Source organism: Bradyrhizobium sp. NBAIM03 (assembly GCF_020194055.1).
Lineage (GTDB): Bacteria > Pseudomonadota > Alphaproteobacteria > Rhizobiales > Xanthobacteraceae > Bradyrhizobium > Bradyrhizobium yuanmingense.
Genome location: NZ_JADYVS010000004.1, coordinates 166936 through 184253, shown reverse-complemented (window position 1 = coordinate 184253; position 17318 = coordinate 166936). Strand labels below are relative to the sequence as shown.

Below are 17318 nucleotides of genomic sequence, written 5' to 3'. Positions count from 1 at the left end.
ACCCCATGCACAGTAGAAGGCCCTTTGATCGACAAGGCATTTTCCCGCCGTGTCGCAAACGGCGGTCGCAGCCGCGATCAGGTTGACCCGTCGGGCAAAACACTGGCAGGATGCCAGCGTGCCAGCGAGCGGTCGGGAGCAGGCCGCATGCGCGTCCTGCGCGCGCCGCCTCCACCACGCCGACCTTGAGACAGATCAACACTCGACCTGCGCGGCCGCCTGACCTTTCCATCAGCGCATCGATGGAAGGGCGGCCACATGCAGACTTTGCTCAGGGAAATCCGGAATACCCCTTTGCTCTGGATGCTGGCCTTCGTGCCCATCGTGCTGGTGGCCGAGGCGGTGGCGCCGCATTCCCATACGCTGCTGTTTGTGCTCGCGGTGCTGGCCATCGTTCCGCTCGCGGCGCTGCTCAGCCACGCCACCGAGGCGGTTGCCGCCAAGACCGGCGATGCCGTGGGCGGATTGCTCAATGCAACGCTCGGCAATCTGACCGAGCTGATCATTGCCATCACGGCGCTGCGCGCCGGCCAGTACATGCTGGTGAAGGCCTCGATTGCGGGCGCGATCGTCACCAACGCGGTGTTCATGCTGGGCGCCTGCCTGCTCCTCGGCGGCCTGCGCTATCATGTGCAGGAATATAACCGCGCCGGTGCGCGGCTTTCGTCCGGCCTGTTGCTGATGGCGACCGTCGCCTTGCTTGCGCCTTCGGCGGTCGCCGATCTCGACCACCTGCCGCAGGGCGGGGGCATCCTCAACAAGCTCAGCCTCGGCATTTCGGTCCTGCTCATCACAGCTTACGGGCTCGGCCTGTTGTTCTCGCTGCGAACGCACAAGGAATTGTTTGCAAGCGCCGGTCACGGCGACGGCGACAAGGAGGCGCACTGGCCGATCGGAACAGCCGTCGGCACGCTGCTGGTCGTCACCGTGCTGGTCGCGCTGGTCAGCGAGATCTTCGTCGAATCGGTGCAGAAGGCGGCGGAAACCTTCGGAATGAGCCCGGCCTTCGTCGGCTTCATCGTCGTCTCGCTGGTCGGCGCCGCCGCGGAATTCGCGGTGGCCTTCGCCGCGGCACGCAAGGACCGGCTCGACATGGCCGTCAGCATTGCGCTCGGCAGCGCCTCGCAGATCGCGCTGTTCGTCGCACCCGCTTTGGTGCTGCTCAGCTATGTCGTGGGGCCGAAGCCGATGGACCTGCAGTTCTGGCCGGGCGCGGTCACCATGATGATGATCGCGACGGTGACGTCGGCCTTCATCACGGCCAGCGGGCGCTCGGCCTGGTTCGTCGGCGCCCTGCTGATCTTCATCTATGCGGTGTTCGCGCTGACGCTCTACGTGGTCCCGCCGGCGGGGCAGGGGTGAAGTTCGGTGCCCCTCGATCTCGCTCCGGTAGGCTATTGGTCGTACGAGAAAATGCCGGCTCCAGGCCGCGATCGTCGGCGTCAGCCCGGGTGCATGGCGGCGCGATGCGCAGGGAGCAGCAAACCACGAAGGTTAGGCGTGCTTCGTCGAACCCACCTTACGGCACAAGCGTGATGAGCTCGTAGACGACGACCGCAGCGCCGAGGCAGCGCCGCCAGGGATTCACGCCGCGGATGATCTCGTCGGCGCCCCAAATCATCAGTCCGCCTTTCAAGACGATTGTCAGGGCGACGCTGGCTCTTCCCGCGGAAGGCCAGATCCAAAGCAGAAGGCCCGCGACGATCACGATCCATAGGATGAGGTTAGGCCATTGCGCGATGGTGATGGCACCGGTTTCGCGGCTCCTGAAGAACCAATCGAGGAATCGGCGCACGATCACCGCGTCGGTCAGATCACGACCTCACCCTCTTCGCGGCCCGTCCAATAAGTGATGCGCTTGGCTTTGACCTTGATCAGGACGATGCCCGGCGTATCGATGCCGTTGTCGAACCACTTGTCGAGGTCGCTGGTCCAATGCTGTTGGAAGGCGGCCTTGTCGCGGATCAGCTCGGCAGTCCCTTCGGCCGCGAGGTAGATTCCCTTCGAGAATAGGCCCGCCTCCGATGAGAATCCGAGCGCTACCTTGGGATTTCGTTGGATGTCCGATACCGTTCGCGCCTGTTCGTAGGTGAAGTAGTACGAGGTGCCGTCGTAGGCGACGTCGCCGTTGTTGCTCATCGGACGGTTGGCAATCTCGCCGTTCTCGGTGTGCGTCGAGAGAATGGCGATGTCGATGCCGGCCATTTCCTTTGAGATTTCGGCGAGCGATTTCTTGGGCATGAACTTTCCTCCAGTGGAGCGGAGGCAACGATTGGATTGGGCCCATGTTCCCCGAAGACGGGCACGAAGTGCGCGCCCGCGGTTCAGCAATGACTCGCTTATTGCCGGCGGCGGTCTGGCGGTTGGCCGCCATGCTCGCCGAAAATGGCCGCAGGTGCGGCCCTGCGCTGGTTGTCGCGCTGGCCGGCTCGTCAAGACCCGACGTGACGACCGACCTCGACCTGATCCTCCCAGTCCTCCCATTCGACATTGTTGATGTGGAGGTAGCTCGAGACGGCCGAGCCGATGGTCGGAAAGAACTGGGCTTCGCCGACCTGCGCATACAACCCGAACCGCTTCAGCTTGTCCTTCACGGGATCCTTCAGCTCGGCAAAGCAAAGTTCGATGCTCCTGACGTGGAGCGCCTCGTCCAGTTCGGCAATTGTGTCGCAGGCGGTGACGTCGACGCTCGTGACCGGTTCAGCGGCGACGACCAGCCAGCGCACGGGTGTCGGCGATTGCTCGACCGCGGCCAGAATACGTTCCTTGAAGAACTCGGCATTGGCGAAGAACAGCGGCGCGTCCCAGCGGAACAGCACTAGTCCGGGTATCAGGCGGGCATCGGGATATCTCGTGATGTCGTGATAGCCCTTGACGCCCTGCGCCCGCCCAAGAATTGCGGAGTGCGGACGCCAGCCGTCCCACAGAAACTCGGCAATGGCGACCGCGATGGCGAGGCCGATTCCGGGAATTGCGCCGAGCACGGCTACGCCCACGAAGCACAGCACGGTCAACCAGAATTCCCAGCGCTGGATCCGGTAGATTCGTTTGAGATCACTGATCTCGATCAGGCCGATTGCGGCTGCGATCACCACGGCGGCCAATGCGGCATTCGGCAGGTGCTGCAACAAGTTTGGCGCAGCCAACAGAAGGAACGCGATCGCAAACGCGCCGACGACACATGTGAGCTGGGTGCGGGCGCCGGCGGCTTCGGCAACGGGCGTGCGCGAGGAACTGCTGCTGATCGGGAAGCCCTGGAAAAAGCCGGTCGCCAGGTTGGCCGCGCCGAGGCCCACCATCTCCTGGTTCGGATCGACCTTGTCGCCCAGACGAGCAGCATAGGTTCGCGACAACACGCTGGTATCGGCGAACGAGACCAGAGCGATGGCGCAGCCGCCGGCCAGCACGGGGATCAGATCGCCATAGCCGATCCTGGGAATGGAGAAGGCCGGCAGACCTTGTGGAAGTGGCCCCAAGACTTTCACACCATAACCAGTTCCCAGATCAAGGAGTGAGACGACAAGGGTCGCTCCGACGACGGCAATCAGGATTCCCGGCAGTCGCTTGCTGTCCTTGAGCAGCAGGATGACGATCAACGTACCAAATCCGACTGCGAATGCGGCCCAATTGATCTTGCCATCACCGATCCCAACGGCGATCGCCCATAGGTCTCTCAGCGGTCCTTCGCTTTCGATCGAGAAGCCGAGCAGCTTTGGCAACTGGCTGATCAAAACGGTCAGCGCGATCCCGTTCATGTAGCCGTACCGTATCGGCTTGGACAGCAGCTCCGTCACGAACCCTAACCGTGCGATGCCGGCCACAATGAGCACCGTTCCCGAAACGAGCGCCATCATGGCGGCAAGCATTGCGGCGCGGACCGGATCGCCGCCGGACAGGGGGACGATGACGCCGAGGATGACAGCTGCCAGCGCCGAGTCCGGTCCGAGCACGATGATGCGGCTCGGACCGAACATCGCGTAGGCCAGAAGCGGGACGATGGTCGCGTAGAGGCCGTGGATGCCCGGCAGACCGGACGCCACGGCATAGGCAATTCCGACCGGGACAAGCATGGTCGCCAGCACGAGACCTGCGAAGACATCATGCCGAAGCCAGGCCGCTTCGTAGTACCGAAGCGTATCGATCCCGGGCACCCAACGCGTCCAAACGTTCACCGCGCGCACTCCAAAGGCCGGTCGCCATGCGAAGCGATCGCCGGTCAACAGACGATCAACACGGATATCTGCAGTCACGTGTCGGCTCGCCGATAGCGCGCGACGATCTCGCAACGACTCGACCACTCGCTTGACGCAAATCAACGTTGCCGTAACCCCGACTATTCCGCGGCGCAGCAATCCTTGGGACGAGAGCCTTCGCTCCTAGACCTGATACCGCAACCCGCCATCCACCGAAGGGCCGAGAGCCTTTTTCTGTGCCATCCTTCGCGACGCCCGCTCAGGCGGGCTCCTGAGCAGGGAGTGTGTGGCTGCAGTCTCGGAAGACACTGACGCCGATTAGCCTCATCCTGAGGAGGCGCGTAAGCGCCGTCTCGAAGGACGAGGCGTGCGCACCGGCCAAGTCATGTGCGATAACCTGGCCATCCCTCACGTTCGTCCTCACCGCACGATCATCGACTCCGGCCAGTTCGGTGCTTGCCACACCGTCGACCACGGCTGGTCACCCCCACAGCCGCGCGCCGTGACATCCACGCGGACGAGCACGAAGCTGCTGGTGCCACTGGTATAGCCTTCGGTCGTTCCCAGGCGGTAGACGTGACGAAGGCGAGAGCTCGGACACATGTCTGTTCCGGTCTCAGCCTCGAACACGCCGGCCTCCTTTCGCCAGGTGATGAGGCCCGGCCGCGGCGTGGTGCCGAACCCGGTGTTCTGTGCGAAGAATGGAAACGCGACGAGCTTCGGATGGCGCGCGTCCTTAAGGTCGAAGACGAGATGACTTCCCACGATCCACTGACAATATACGAGGACGAAACGGCGCTCTCTCTCGACCAAGAAGCGAAGCGGAATCTCTTTCATGCCTTTTTCGACGTCGCAGTTTTCGCGTTGTGCTGCGCGCGCCACCTGCCGTGGGACCTCGGCGAGGGCTGAGACCTGGAAATCCGTTCTGCCTCCAAACCGGATGGGATCGAAGGCGGCAGTCTCATCTCGACTGCCGGCGCTCTGCTTGTCCTCGCCGAACGCGGCGGAGGTCAAGTGAACTGCGGCGAGGAGCATCAAGAGACCGACCCCAACCCTCACGCTCTTCAATGTCGAACGCATCGCATGAATTCCTAGAACTGATACCGCAAACCCCCCATCCACCGGGATCACCGCTCCCGTGATGTATCGCACCCGCGAGGCCCAAAACACTACGAGCGCACTCATGCGGTCAAGCCGGGCCGTTTCGGCGATCTCGAGCCAGCTGTGGTGGCACGAGAACAACTGAAGGGACACGCCTGGGTGTGTAACGGGCATGGGCGCGATGAGGCAAGTGAAGGACCCGCATCCGGGAGTTACGATCCTCGAAATTTGAGGCGCTCCCAACGCGGGCTTCGGCTGTCGACTCGCCTACTGCCAAGATCGGCGCCGCATCGCCAAGCTACCAGTAACTTTTGAACGTTTGCGCATTCGTCGTTCCTCAGCCTTTTCCAGGCGGGTACGAAGGTTCTGAAGCTCCGTCAGTTGAGAGCTGAGCGACAAAACACGTTGACGCAGAATCGCAATACGGTCGCACTGACCACGAGTACTCATGACGCGCCCTAAACTATGACTGTCAGGAAATGAACAGCTGGGCCAAGAAACAGAATGGACTTAAACCTATGAGTGTTGATGACCATAGCAAAGGTTCATGAAATTTGATTGACACGCGCGGCAGGGACGTCGCCGACCGCGATCGGAACATGCCAAAGATCAAAGCGCCGTTGGATCGGTGATTTTGCGCGACCACCCCAGTTCGATTCCGAGTTCTTACGGAAAACCGCTGCTAGAGCACAAGCCCGAGCACCAACCAGCTGGCAACAGACAAACAGACGCCAATTCCCAAATACGGCAATGCAATGCGCATGGTCATTCCTCCATGCCTAGACGCGACGAGAACATGGTCAGATACGCAGATTCGGGGCGCCAGCCCTATATTCCATGCGATGTATGAGGTGTTTAACGGCATCCGACGAGCATATTTAATTTGACTTTTGAATATGGTCAAAATTATATGTATTTGAGTTAATTGCTATATTTAATTTGGGCGTGTCGCCGCGCCGCAACACATTATCTACGCGTGTTCTGATCGGGTGCCGAAACCATGCGAACAGGCTGGGCGATCGCTCCATTGGAGTTGCTCTTGAGAGAGGCGTGATGCATGCGCCAATCAATCGATACTGCACCCAGGGACCGAGAAAGCACCCGAATAGAAGATGCGGCGGAGGAGCTCGGTCACGGGTCGCCCGAGACGGGCAGATGGGGCGCAAAGGACGGCTCAGCGCTCCGCTCTTCACGGACCCATTGGTGGGGTGAGACCGAGGATATCGATCCGGAGGAGACGGGTAGTTCGCTCATTGCAGCTGTCGTTCTGGTCGCCCTTATCTTCGCTGGGGTGACCCTGCTCGGTGCTTTCGACCCGTTCAACGCACAACCGACTGCCGAAACAACTCGAATCGACGGCGGGAGCGCCGCCGGCCTCGACCAGCGGCCTGACTTCGCGACCGGATCGCCAGCACTCCTTCAGAGCGAAATGTCCGAGGCCCCGATTCAGGCGGTCTCCGCAAGCGCGGCGGGCCCGCCACCACGGCTCGACGCCGACGGGCGCAGTGACGCGCTCTCCGGTGAACTGGCCGGCGCGCGCAGGGAGCTCGAAGAGGCGGTCCAGCGCACGCATGCAGCGGAAACTGCCACGGAGGAGCTGCGGCAGTCTCTTCAAATTGAGCGAGCCCGCAGCGCCGCCTTCGCGGACGAACTTGCCGGAACCCGCCGCGAAGTAGAGGCTCGTATCGCGCAGGCGCGCGAGGCGGACGAGGTGGCCGCACAGCAGAGGGATGCGGCGGCGTGGGAGATCGCTGAACTGCGGCAGTCCCTGCAGCAGGAGCGGGAAAAGAGCGCCGTCCTGGCGAAGCGAGTGAGCGCCGCGCAGGCGATAGCGGCAAGCGCTGAGCAAGAACGCTACGAGGCGCAGTCACGCGCCGCCGCCCTCGCGAGCGAGCTTGCCGGCATGACTGGCGGATCGGCTACGGCCGACGGTGCGACGGCGGAGCAAAGCGAGGCGGTGGGCGGGGAGATCGCGGAATTGCGGCAGTCCTTGCAGCAGGAGCGCGAAAGGAACGCAGCCCTCGCGCAACAAGAGGACGCCGCGCGGTCGGCAACGGCGAACGCCGAGCAACAACGCCGTGCCCTCGAAGAGGCCCAGGCTCATGCTGCCGCGCTGGAGAGCAAGCTTGCGCAAACGCGCGGCGTCATCGAATCGCTGAACGGGCATCTGCGCGAGGCGAACGATGCAGCCTCGCAGCAGAGACAGGCAGCGAACCGGGAGATCGCCGAACTGCGACAGTCGCTGGAGCGGGAGCGGAGCAGGACTGAAGCCAGGGAGAGCGAGATCGCCTCGGTATCGCGCCTTATCGATCAGCACGCCCCGGCGGCGCAAAGAAACGGCGGCCCGACCTTGTCGACGGCGCAGAACGTGACCGCAACGGAGCCGCCGACGAATCCAGGCCAGGACGAGGTGGAGGCCCGATTGATCCCGCGTGCCAGAGCGTTGCTCGATCAGGGCAATATCGGTGCAGCGCGGATTGTGCTCGAGCTTGCGGCTGAGAAGAACAGTGCGCAGGCGACCTTCATGCTCGCGGAGACATATGATCCGGCGGTTCTGTCGGCTTGGGGTGCCTATGGAACGCGCGGCGAGGCGGCCAAGGCGCGCGAGCTCTACGCGAAGGCACACAGGAGCGGCATCCGCGGAGCCAAGGAACGACTGGATGCATTGCATCACTGAGAGTGGGCTTTGCATTCATGCCGGGAAGGGTGGTGACGGTGGGCGATCCGGAAAGGAACGACATGAACAAGCTGCCAAGGTCGCTCTCGTCGCTCGTGCTCACCGCGCTGGTGCCGATTGCCGTGCTGCTTCAAACGACTTGCCTGGAAGCACAAACCGCAAGATCGGCCAAGGCGGATGCACAAATGCTCCGACGGCCGCTCCCTCAGGAGAGCGAAAAGGGCCGGATGAACGCCTGGACCGTCGGGCTCGCGGGCGGCCTGCTCGAGGGCGCGCCGATCCGCCTCGCGGCAGAAATGGCCCGTGTCGTCGACGACGGAGCAGAGCTGCATCTCCTGCCGATCGTCACCCGGGGCGCCACCGACAATCTGAATGCGCTGCTCTATCTGCGTGGTGTCGATACGGCGATCATCAATTCCGACGCGCTCGAGGAGTACAAGCTTCAGGTTCCGCAGATCCAAAGCCGCATCACTTATCTGCTCAATCTGTTTCCGTCCGAGTTGCACATCTTCGTGCGGCCGGAGATCACGAGCCTGCAGGACCTTGCCGGCAAGAAGGTGAACTTCAATACTCAGGGCACCGCAGCCGCCTATTCCGGTCCGCTGATCTTCAGCCGCCTCGGCATCGACGTCGACAAGACGTTCATTCCGCATCAGCTTGCCCTGGAACAGATGCGCAAGGGGGAGATGTCGGCCGTCGTGTTCATCACGTCGAAACCCGTGGACGCCTTCGTGCGAGGCCGCTGGGAAGCTGGATTCAAGTTCCTGCCGGTCCATTACGACAGGAAGTTCGAGGACTATTATCTGCCGGCGACCTTGAACGCCAACGAGTATCCCAATCTGATCAAACAGGGTGAGCGGGTTGCGACTCTTGCCGTGCCGACGGCTCTCGTTGCATTCAACTGGCCGCCACGCTCAAACCGCTATCAACGCGTGGCGCGCCTCGTCGAGTACCTGTTCTCGCGGATTGACCGCCTGCAGGCACCAGGCTTCGATCCGAAATGGCAGTCCATCAATCTCGCGGCGTCCGTCCCCGGGCTCACCCGCTTCCCGGCTGCGCAGGAATGGCTGGATCGCAAGGCACGCAGCGTACAGGCGAGGCCATGAAGAGTGCCGTTCCTCCGTTCGCCGTCGCCTTGAACGTAGCCTGCGGAATCGCTTACGCGCAAGACACGGGCGATGCCGTCGAGTCACTTCGGGCTTGTTCGGCGATGGAAGGGCGGGGCCGGCTGGAATGCCTGCAAGAACTTTCACGTAAGATTCCGCCGCCCGGGCGGCGGGCGTCAGACGGCGGCTGGCTGATCAGCGAGACCACCTCGCCGGTCGACTATTCACCCGTCGTCACCGCCACCACCTTTTCGGTTGGCGGCTCGGATGGAGCCACGATGCAACTCGCAATCCACTGCCGCAAAGGCCGAACGGAAGTCACGGTCGCCGGACCGGCGCTGTCACGGAGCGCCAACGAATACGTCATCTCCTTTCGGCTGAATGCGGACACGCCGATGCAACTCGCGGCGGCGTCGCCGTCATTCGGCTCCGGCGTCGCTTTCGGGGGCGACGTCGTAAAGTTGCTGAACGCGCTACCCGACGAGGGTCACATCGTCGTGCGCCTTTTCGCCCGCACTGGTCAGGTGCAAGACGGACAGTTCCTGCTCAGCGGATTCGAGAACGTGCGCAAGAGAATGGCGGCTGCATGCAAATGGCCACATAGCGTCGCCAGACCGGGAAGGTGATGGTCAAGGAACGGGAGACACGAGATGATCAATCCGAAGTTGACGATAGCAATCATCGGCGGCCTGGCGATGGTGCTTCTGGTCGAACCAAGCGCGCAGGCGCAACAGGACAACCAGTTGATCCCGCAGATGAGCGAGAAGAATCAAGCACGCGATCCGAAGCAACCGACTAGACGGATGCACGTGAGCAAGCCGGGGCAGACTCACACGAGCAAGCAAACCGCTGCGACACGGGCGGCGATGGCTCAGGCGACAAAACCCGAGATCGTCAAAAAGCCGCACCAGCTGATATTGCAGGTCAATTCCAACGAACCTGCGATGATGAACCTCACGCTCAACAATGCCACCAATGTCGCGCAATATTACCGCGATCTCGGTGAACCAGTCTCAATCGAGATTGTCACCTTTGGTCCCGGTCTTCATATGCTGCGCGATGATACCTCGCCGGTAAAGCCACGCATCGAGGTGCTCGCGATGAGCAATCCCGAAATCTCCTTCAAAGCCTGCGGCAACACCCAGGAAAATATGCGGAAGGCGGAGAACAAGGACATCAATCTGATTCCGCAGGCGACGGTGGTCAAATCGGGTGTCGTCCGCGTCATGGAGCTGCAGGAACAGGGCTGGAGCTACGTCAAACCGTGAGGTCCGGCGACAATGAGGCTGTCGGATGCGCAGTTAGAGCGGAATGGCTTTAGGTTGAATCGATTGCCACGGGCTCGGTGCAACCTCTCCCGCTCTTGTCAGCCGAAGCCTTAAGGCGGATGCGGGAGAGGTCACGCCACCGGCTCGCGCCCACGGCGCGCCCGACGACAGGCTCCGGCGCGGGTCAGGGCTTTCTCCTCTCGGGGCTATCCCATTGCGGAAACATTCCCCAGCCCTCTCCCGCAAGCGGGAGAGGGAGTGCACTTGCCTTGTAGCAATCTCCTTCACCAGCTCGGCGAGGAGATCGGTACGGCGCGCCACGCCGATGACGCGCACGCCTTCGGCGGCGAGGCCCCTGGCGATGGCGCGGCCGATGCCGATGCTCGCGCCGGTGATGACAGCGGTTTTCGATTTGAGCCCGAGGTCCATGGTCGCACGCTCCCTTGGTCCTGCCTGCTTTTTGTTGTTCGTTTGCCGCTCTGTCCCGCGGGCTTGCGAATTGCCCGACCGGGACGAGCAGTGGTAACCAAGAGGCTTGCCGAAGGACAAGAGCCTTGGCGAGGGAAATACGAAGAACAAAGGCGTCGAAGGATGGTCTGGGATCCGCAGCAATATCTGAAGTTCTCCGGCCATCGGCTCCGGCCCGCCGTCGACCTGTTGATGCGGATTCCCGATTTTGCCCCGCGCGCGATCGCCGATCTCGGCGCCGGCGCCGGCAACGTCACCAAATTGATCAGGGAGCGCTGGCCGGAGGCACGCGTGACCGGTGTCGAGGGCTCGACGGAGATGGTCGCGGCAGGACGCAAGGCCGCGCCTGACGTGGAATGGTCACATGAGGATCTCGGCCATTGGAATCCCGCTGGGCAGTACGACTTGATCTATTCCAATGCCGCACTGCATTGGCTGCCCAATCATGCGGCACTGTTTCCCTCGCTGATGGAGAAGGTGACGCCCGGGGGCATGCTCGCGGTGCAGATGCCGCGCAATTTCCTCGCGCCTTCGCATGTGCTGATCGGCGAGACTGCGCTCGACGGCCCATGGCGGTCCAAGGTGGAGCATCTCGTCACCCGGCCGCCGGTGGAAGGGCCGGCCTTCTATCACGATCTGCTCGCGCCGATGTCGGCCAACATCGACATCTGGGAGACCGAATACCTGCAGGTGCTCGAAGGCGACAATCCCGTGAAGGAATGGACCAAGGGCACCTGGCTGACGCGCTATCTCGACGTGCTCCAAGGCGAGGAGAAGGCCGCATTCGAAGCCGCCTACGGGATGCGCGTCGCGAGCGCCTATCCGAAGAATGCGGCGGGGCAGACGCTGTTCCCGTTCCGGCGCCTCTTCATGGTCGCGCAACGGAAAGGCTGATGGCGCTGCCGCAACGCGGCATAGCACGCGTTGCCTTGGACACGCGCGGATGCCGGCTTGCGCATCCGGCGGTCATCACGTTAGCTTGGCAGCGCTTAGCTCTCGTTGTTACCGACGGCTGCGGCCCAATAACAACAATACCAACGGTCGGGGGCAATTGCGCTCCCGGCCGTTGCGCTTGAATGATCCAATCCGGGGGGACCAAGTTGCTGCGTGTGCTGAATCGTTTTCTCGATCATCTCGAGGAATGGCTGATCGCGACGATGATCGCGGCTGCGACGTCGCTCATCTTCGTCGCGGTGGTGCACCGTTACGGCGCCGGGCTGTCGATCGACCTCGCCAAATGGGCGGAAGCCCGCAACCTCACCGTCCTCGCCGTGCCCGCGCGCGCGACGTTCGCCTGGCTTGCCGCCCTCGATTTGTCATGGGCGCAGGAGCTCTGCATCTACATGTTCATCTGGATGGCGAAGTTCGGCGCCGCCTACGGCGTGCGGACCGGCATCCATGTCGGCGTCGACGTGCTGGTCAACATCCTGCCGGGCGGCTCGCGCCGCCGCATCATCACCTTCGGCCTCCTGTGCGGCGCGCTGTTCACGGCCATCGTGGGCTATTTCGGAGCCGCCTTCGTCAGCCACATGTGGCACAGCGGCCAACAGTCCAACGACCTCGAGGCGCCGATGTGGGTGGTGTATCTCACCATTCCGATCGGCTCCGGCCTGATGTGCTTCCGCTTCCTGCAGGTCGCCTGGTCGTTCTACCGCACCGGCGAGCTGCCGCATCATGATATGGCGGGCGTCGAGGGCGTCGAGGCGGATCCGGTGCATCCTGCGCCGGTCACGCCCACCCAGGTGGTCCGGGACGAGCGCAGCCCGCTCGGCTGGATCCTGATGCTGCTGCCGGTCCTGATCGTCGCGCTGTGCTTCGCGCATGCGGCCCATGTCATCACCTTGCCGCAGGGCCTGCGCGTCTTCATCGTGTTCGCGCTGCTGATCTCGCTGATGCTGACCGGCATGCCGATCTCGATTGCGCTGGGTCTGACCGTGCTCAGCTTCATGTTCACGCTGACCGACGTGCGAACCGAATCGGTGGCGCTGAAGCTGTTCACCGGCATCGAGAATTTCGAGATCATGGCGATCCCGTTCTTTATCCTCGCCGGCAACTTCCTGACCCATGGCGGTGTGGCGCGGCGGATGATCACCTTCGCAACCTCGCTGGTCGGCCATTGGTATGGCGGGCTCGCGCTGTCGGGCGTGGTCGCCTGCGCGCTGTTCGCCGCGATCTCCGGCTCCTCGCCGGCGACCGTGGTGGCGATCGGCTCAGTGATCCTGCCCGCGATGGTCGCGCAAGGCTTTCCGAAGCGGTTCGGCGCCGGCGTGATCACGACGTCGGGCTCGCTCGGCATTCTGATTCCGCCATCGATCCCGATGGTGCTCTACGCCGTCTCCACCAACAGCTCGGTGGGCAAGCTCTTCATCGCCGGCATCGTGCCGGGGCTTGCGCTCGCCACGCTGCTCGGCATGACGACGTTCTATCGCGCCTGGCGCAACGACTATCCGCGGATGCCGAAGGCGACCTTCATGGAGCGTCTCGATGCGTTCCGCAAGTCGATCTGGGGCATCCTCCTGATCGTGATCGTGATCGGCGGCATCTACAGCGGCCTGTTCACGCCGACTGAAGCTGCCGCCGTCAGCGCGGTCTACGCCTTCATCGTCGCGGTGTTCATCTACAAGGACCTGAAGCTGCGCGACGTGCCGCGCGTGCTGCTGTCGTCGGCCAACCTTTCGGCGATGCTGCTCTACATCATCACCAATGCCGTGCTGTTCTCGTTCCTGATGACCTACGAGAACGTGCCGCAGGCGCTGGCGCAATGGATGATCGACCAGGGCCTGGGCTGGATCGGTTTCCTGCTGCTCGTCAACATCCTGCTGCTGCTCGCAGGCAACGTGATGGAGCCGTCCTCGATCATCCTGATCATGGCCCCGATCCTGTTTCCGGTCGCGGTCAAGCTCGGCATCGACCCGATCCATTTCGGCATCCTGATGACGGTCAACATGGAGGTCGGCCTGTGCCATCCGCCGGTCGGCCTCAATCTCTACGTCGCCTCGGGCATCGCCAAGATGGGGATCACCGAGCTCACGGTCGCAGTGTGGCCGTGGCTGCTGACGATGCTGGGCTTCCTCGTGGTGGTGACCTATTGGCCGGGCCTGTCGCTGTGGCTGCCGCGGCTATTGGGGATGTAGCGGGGTGAGCGGCGTAGGAAGGATGTTCGAGATCGCCGAGCCGAAGCGGGTGAGGGTCGGGTAGGAGGCCGTCGCCAAGTCCTCCGTCATTGCGAGCGCAGCGAAGCAATCCAGAGTCCCTCCGCGGAAAGATCCTGGATTGCTTCGCTGCGCTCGCAATGACGAATTGATAGGGCCGGGCGCTTACGCAAATCATGGCCGGTACTGGCCCGGCCATGAGGTTTGCGCCTAAGTTGCCTTCCTACTCCGCGCTGCTCACCAGCTTGATCCGCGGTGCCTGCGCCTCGGTCAGGCTGCGATATGCGGCGAGGTAGTCCAGGGCCATGCGCCGCGCGGTGAAGCGCGTTTCGAACTGCTTGCGGATCGCGGCGCGGTCGAGTTGCGGAAGCCGGTTCACCACGCCCGCGGCGCTGATGACGTCCTCGACGATGAAGCCGGTGAGGCCCTCGTCGATGATCTCCGGCACCGAGCCGCGGTTGAAGGCGACGACCGGCGTTCCGCACGCCATGGCCTCGATCATGACGAGGCCGAACGGCTCCGGCCAGTCGATCGGCAGCAAGAGGCCGAGCGCGCCGCTGAGGAAATCCGATTTCTCGTGATCGCTGATCTCGCCGATGAAATCGACCAACGGATTGTTCTCGATCATCGGCCGGATCAGCTCGTCGTAATAATCCTGGTCGGCACGGTCGACCTTGGCCGCGATCTTGAGCGGAATGCCGCAATGGGTCGCGATCTTGATGGCGCGATCGACGCCCTTCTCGGGCGCGATGCGGCCGAGCACGGCGAGGTATTCCTGTTTCGCCGGCTTCGGCGTCAGCAGCTTCTCCGGCAGGCCGTGGTGGATCGTCGTCACCCAGTTCGCCTGCGGCACCGGCCGCCGCTGCGCATTGGAGATCGAGATGACCGGCATCTTGGTGAACGTGTTGAAGACCGGCTGATGCTCGGGAAGATCGAGCCGGCCGTGCAACGTCGTCACGAACGGGGTCGGCTGGCGGTGGAACAACGACCAGGGATAATAGTCGAGATGGAAGTGGAGGAAATCGAACTCCTCGTCGTCACATTTTTGCCGCACCCGCTCCAGTAGCACCATGTGCAGCGCGTTGGGATCGCGCACGGAACCGTCGAGCCGAAGCGCCCGCGGCCATAATGCATCGAGCTTGGCCGATGTCCGCGAGTCGCCGCTGGCGAAAAGCGTCACGTCATGGCCCAGGGCCACCAGCTCTTCCGTCAACCAATGCACCACCCGCTCGGTGCCGCCATACAGCTTGGGTGGAACAGCCTCCGTCAACGGAGCTACCTGCGCGATGCGCATCTCACCATCTCCTCTGCGATCATGAAGTTGAAACCCCCGCCTTAACGGCACCGGCAATGCCAGACGAGGGAACGTTCCCGCACCTGCGAAGTTCCTTCCCCCGAACGTTACATATTCGACACGTCGGCGGAGCGTCGCGATGCTGCCACTACATCTTCGCACATCGTCCGCATCCGCATGTCGTGATGGGATTGCCCGGGAACCGAGGCGAAGCGGTCGATGTTCACTCGACCAGTAACGAAACGAAAAATCAGCATAACGGGGCGACAGCCATATGGATCAGCTTTCTGGGTACGCGCGTAGGCCATTTGCCTTTGTCCTGCGCTATCTCCGGCGTCGTCTCGCGTCGCATTTGGTGATCCTGACCGCGGTCGTGGGGGCCGTTGCCTGCTCCGTAGGCACCCAGTATGGCGTCAAAGCTCTGGTCGACGCCTTGTCGGCCGGTCCCTCGTATGGCGGTGGCGTATGGCTGGCATTCATTCTGCTCATGTCACTGATTGCCGCCGACAACTTCCTGTGGCGGATCGCAAGCTGGACGGCGAGCTTCACCTTCGTCCGGGTCACGGGCGATTTACGGCGTGACATATTTCGTCATCTGACCGGGCACGCCCCGAGCTACTTCTCGGACCGGATGCCCGGCATGCTGACGAGCCGCATCACCGCGACCTCGAACGCGGTGTTCACCGTCGAGAACATGTTCGTCTGGAATGTGTTGCCGCCGTGCATTGCCACAATTGCGGCAATCATCCTGATTGGAACCGTCAGTCCCTACATGGCGCTCGGCCTGATCGCGATCGCGGGCGGCATGGTGGTTGCGATGTTTCGTCTGGCCGCGGCCGGCAAGCCGCTGCATGACGATTTCGCCGACAAGGCCGCATTGGTCGACGGCGAGATGATCGACGTCATCAGCAACATGCCGCTGGTGCGCGCCTTCTGCGGCATCAGCCACGAGCATGAGCGGTTCGACGCGACCGTGAACCAGGAGCTGACCGCGCGCAGCCGCAGCCTGCGTTATCTGGAGAAGCTGCGGCTGTTGCATGCCGTCATCACCGTGCTTCTGACCATTGCGCTGATGGCCTGGGCGATCTCGCTCTGGCAGAAGGGCCAAGCGACGACCGGCGACGTCGTGCTGGTCTGTACGCTCGGCATCTCGATCCTGAGCGCGACGCGCGATCTCGCGGTGGCGCTGGTCGACGTCACCCAGCACGTCGCGCGTCTGACAGAGGCGATCGCCACGCTGCTGGTGCCGCACGAGCTCCGCGATCATCCCGAGGCCGAGCCCCTGGTCAAAAGCGGCGCGGCCATCGCGTACAACAACGTCACCTTCGGCTATCCCGGCAGCGACAAGATCTTCGAGCGCTTCAGCCTGCGCCTCCAGCCCGGCCAGCGCGTCGGACTGGTCGGCCAGTCCGGCGGCGGCAAGTCGACGCTGTTCACGCTGCTGCAGCGCTTCTACGACGTCGACGAGGGCAATATCACCATTGACGGCCAGGACATCTCGAAGGTGACGCAGCTGAGCCTGCGCGAGGCGATTTCCGTCGTGCCGCAGGACATTTCCTTGTTTCATCGCTCCATTCGCGAGAACATCCGCTATGGCCGGCCGAACGCGACCGACGACGAGGTGCTGCGCGCGGCGATCGCAGCGCGCTGCGACTTCGTCGAGAGCCTGCCCGAGGGCCTCGACACCATGGTCGGCGACCGCGGCGTCAAGATGTCGGGCGGCCAGCGCCAGCGCATCGCGATCGCGCGCGCCTTCCTGAAGGACGCGCCGATCCTGCTGCTGGACGAGGCGACCGCCGCGCTCGACAGCGAATCCGAGGAGGCGATCCGCGAGGCGCTGTCGCGCCTGATGCGCGGCCGCACCGTGATCGCGATCGCCCATCGCCTTGCGACGCTGCGCAATTTCGATCGTGTCGTGGTGTTGAGGAATGGTAAGATCATCGAGGACGGCTCGCCCGAGCGCCTGATGCAGGGTCACGGGCCGTATCGTGAGCTGGTCACGCAGGAAATGAGCCGGCTCGCGCAAGCCGCCGCGTAAACCAACAGTCGCGTTCTCGAG

The 17318-nt window shown here is 63.0% G+C and carries 13 protein-coding genes and 2 pseudogenes; 9 read left to right on the top strand and 6 right to left on the bottom strand.

Annotated elements, in window-relative coordinates:
* Positions 1 to 258 precede the first annotated feature (258 nt).
* A complete protein-coding gene (gene cax / locus I6F21_RS07720) occupies positions 259 to 1362 on the top strand; it encodes a calcium/proton exchanger (RefSeq protein ID WP_225139645.1) in 1104 nt (367 codons plus the stop codon).
* A gap of 157 nt (positions 1363 to 1519) precedes the next feature.
* Here the strand turns inward: cax and I6F21_RS07715 are convergent, their stop codons facing one another.
* From I6F21_RS07715 to I6F21_RS07700, 4 genes are all read right to left on the bottom strand, one after another.
* Positions 1520 to 1795: a hypothetical protein gene (locus I6F21_RS07715; protein ID WP_225139644.1), complete on the bottom strand. Its 276-nt coding sequence runs from the start codon at positions 1793 to 1795 to the stop codon at positions 1520 to 1522.
* A gap of 14 nt (positions 1796 to 1809) precedes the next feature.
* Complete coding sequence (locus I6F21_RS07710; RefSeq protein WP_225139643.1) at positions 1810 to 2241, bottom strand: pyridoxamine 5'-phosphate oxidase family protein; 432 nt, start codon at positions 2239 to 2241, stop codon at positions 1810 to 1812.
* A gap of 191 nt (positions 2242 to 2432) precedes the next feature.
* Positions 2433 to 4172, bottom strand: coding sequence for a sulfate permease (gene sulP, locus I6F21_RS07705; RefSeq protein WP_225127480.1), 1740 nt, complete (start codon positions 4170 to 4172; stop codon positions 2433 to 2435).
* A 441-nt stretch (positions 4173 to 4613) separates the two neighbouring features.
* Positions 4614 to 5273: a hypothetical protein gene (locus I6F21_RS07700; protein WP_225134175.1), complete on the bottom strand. Its 660-nt coding sequence runs from the start codon at positions 5271 to 5273 to the stop codon at positions 4614 to 4616.
* A gap of 1078 nt (positions 5274 to 6351) precedes the next feature.
* On the opposite strand from I6F21_RS07700, the gene I6F21_RS07695 reads away from it, so the two are divergent.
* The 4 genes from I6F21_RS07695 (at position 6352) to I6F21_RS07680 (ending at position 10345) form a co-directional block, all read left to right on the top strand.
* Positions 6352 to 7971, top strand: a complete 1620-nt coding sequence (locus tag I6F21_RS07695; RefSeq protein WP_225139642.1) for a hypothetical protein — start codon at positions 6352 to 6354, stop codon at positions 7969 to 7971.
* A gap of 62 nt (positions 7972 to 8033) precedes the next feature.
* The gene (locus tag I6F21_RS07690) at positions 8034 to 9077 is read left to right on the top strand and encodes a TAXI family TRAP transporter solute-binding subunit (RefSeq protein WP_225139641.1); all 1044 of its coding nucleotides are present in this window, start codon (positions 8034 to 8036) and stop codon (positions 9075 to 9077) included.
* Complete coding sequence (locus I6F21_RS07685) at positions 9074 to 9703, top strand: hypothetical protein (protein WP_074447514.1); 630 nt, start codon at positions 9074 to 9076, stop codon at positions 9701 to 9703. The genes I6F21_RS07690 and I6F21_RS07685 overlap by 4 nt, the downstream gene beginning before the upstream one ends.
* A 24-nt stretch (positions 9704 to 9727) precedes the next feature.
* Positions 9728 to 10345, top strand: a complete 618-nt coding sequence (locus tag I6F21_RS07680) for a hypothetical protein (protein ID WP_081494513.1) — start codon at positions 9728 to 9730, stop codon at positions 10343 to 10345.
* Between the two features lie 276 nt (positions 10346 to 10621).
* Here I6F21_RS07680 and I6F21_RS07675 read toward each other — a convergent pair.
* Positions 10622 to 10774, bottom strand: a pseudogene (locus I6F21_RS07675) (SDR family NAD(P)-dependent oxidoreductase); the annotation flags it as partial.
* A 162-nt stretch (positions 10775 to 10936) separates the two neighbouring features.
* On the opposite strand from I6F21_RS07675, the gene I6F21_RS07670 reads away from it, so the two are divergent.
* The 3 genes and pseudogenes from I6F21_RS07670 to I6F21_RS38990 all read left to right on the top strand — a co-directional run bounded on the left by I6F21_RS07670 (position 10937) and on the right by I6F21_RS38990 (position 13947).
* A complete protein-coding gene (locus I6F21_RS07670; RefSeq protein WP_225139640.1) occupies positions 10937 to 11707 on the top strand; it encodes a methyltransferase domain-containing protein in 771 nt (256 codons plus the stop codon).
* Between the two features lie 182 nt (positions 11708 to 11889).
* Positions 11890 to 12447, top strand: a pseudogene (locus I6F21_RS38995) (TRAP transporter small permease); the annotation flags it as partial.
* Positions 12448 to 12666: 219 nt separating this feature from the next.
* Entirely contained in the window at positions 12667 to 13947 is a 1281-nt protein-coding gene (locus tag I6F21_RS38990) for a TRAP transporter large permease subunit (protein ID WP_036004463.1), read from the top strand.
* A 241-nt stretch (positions 13948 to 14188) separates the two neighbouring features.
* Here the strand turns inward: I6F21_RS38990 and I6F21_RS07655 are convergent, their stop codons facing one another.
* Positions 14189 to 15259 (bottom strand): glycosyltransferase family 4 protein, encoded by a 1071-nt coding sequence (locus I6F21_RS07655; protein WP_036004379.1) that lies wholly within the window; start codon positions 15257 to 15259, stop codon positions 14189 to 14191.
* A gap of 274 nt (positions 15260 to 15533) precedes the next feature.
* Between I6F21_RS07655 and I6F21_RS07650 the strand changes: the two genes are divergently transcribed.
* Positions 15534 to 17297 carry an ABC transporter ATP-binding protein gene (locus I6F21_RS07650; RefSeq protein WP_036004382.1) on the top strand — a complete coding sequence of 588 codons (1764 nt, stop codon included), beginning with the start codon at positions 15534 to 15536 and terminating at the stop codon, positions 17295 to 17297.
* Positions 17298 to 17318 lie beyond the last annotated feature (21 nt).

Coding starts and splice junctions, on each gene's coding strand:
- cax (WP_225139645.1), top strand. CDS start 259: ATGCAGACTTTGCTCAGGGAAATCCGGAATACCCCTTTGCTCTGGATG.
- I6F21_RS07710 (WP_225139643.1), bottom strand. CDS start 2,241: ATGCCCAAGAAATCGCTCGCCGAAATCTCAAAGGAAATGGCCGGCATC.
- I6F21_RS07700 (WP_225134175.1), bottom strand. CDS start 5,273: ATGCGTTCGACATTGAAGAGCGTGAGGGTTGGGGTCGGTCTCTTGATG.
- I6F21_RS07695 (WP_225139642.1), top strand. CDS start 6,352: ATGCGCCAATCAATCGATACTGCACCCAGGGACCGAGAAAGCACCCGA.
- I6F21_RS07690 (WP_225139641.1), top strand. CDS start 8,034: ATGAACAAGCTGCCAAGGTCGCTCTCGTCGCTCGTGCTCACCGCGCTG.
- I6F21_RS07685 (WP_074447514.1), top strand. CDS start 9,074: ATGAAGAGTGCCGTTCCTCCGTTCGCCGTCGCCTTGAACGTAGCCTGC.
- I6F21_RS07680 (WP_081494513.1), top strand. CDS start 9,728: ATGATCAATCCGAAGTTGACGATAGCAATCATCGGCGGCCTGGCGATG.
- I6F21_RS07670 (WP_225139640.1), top strand. CDS start 10,937: ATGGTCTGGGATCCGCAGCAATATCTGAAGTTCTCCGGCCATCGGCTC.
- I6F21_RS07655 (WP_036004379.1), bottom strand. CDS start 15,259: ATGCGCATCGCGCAGGTAGCTCCGTTGACGGAGGCTGTTCCACCCAAG.
- I6F21_RS07650 (WP_036004382.1), top strand. CDS start 15,534: ATGGATCAGCTTTCTGGGTACGCGCGTAGGCCATTTGCCTTTGTCCTG.